The sequence below is a fragment of the Pseudomonas sp. K5002 genome (assembly GCF_013386655.1).
Taxonomy (GTDB): Bacteria; Pseudomonadota; Gammaproteobacteria; order Pseudomonadales; family Pseudomonadaceae; genus Aquipseudomonas.
Genome location: NZ_JACARK010001621.1, coordinates 1 through 578, shown reverse-complemented (window position 1 = coordinate 578; position 578 = coordinate 1). Strand labels below are relative to the sequence as shown.

At 65.1% G+C, this 578-nt stretch carries 1 protein-coding gene; it reads right to left on the bottom strand.

Going from position 1 to position 578, the window contains the following annotated elements:
- Positions 1-533, bottom strand: a 533-nt coding sequence (locus HX846_RS38325) for an ABC transporter transmembrane domain-containing protein (protein WP_256735348.1), incomplete at its 3' end; no start/stop codon positions are given.
- Between the last annotated feature and the right edge of the window lie 45 nt (positions 534-578).

Sequence of the window (578 nt, the reverse complement as noted above, 5' to 3'; positions counted from 1 at the left end):
TGCCCGCCCCAGCGCACGCCCCAGTGGTACACCAGCACCAGCAACGGCAACGCGGCCAGTGCCGCCAACGCCATGGAGCGGTCGTAGAAAAACAGCGCCAGCAGGAGTGCCAAAGGCGTCAACAGCGCATTGGCCATTGGCTGCAAAAGGTGCGCCGGGGTGCTCATGATTTGCAGCACGGTGTGAGTCACCAGGCGATTCAGTTCAGCGCTGCGCCGCTCCACAAACCATTCCAGCGGCAGTTGCACCAGCTTGTCACCAATGCGTCGGTTCAACGCCTGGGCTGCTTCGGCACCGGCGCGATAGCCCGCCAGCTGGGCATACCGGCGCAGCCAGAGGCACAACAAGGCCATGCCGGTGAAACCGATGGCCCAGGCCCAAGGCGTGGTGTTGCCGAACCACTGGGCAAAGGCCATCGGCAACAACGCCAACGCTGCGCCCTGGGCCAACGCACTCAACGCCATCGCCATCAGCGCACGCCGCAACAAGCCGGCTTCACGGGGTTGCAGGCTGCGTAACAGCGCGCGAATCATGCCCGTGCCCTCTTCAGTGCGGCCGCCGAAAACTGCTCAGCGGCC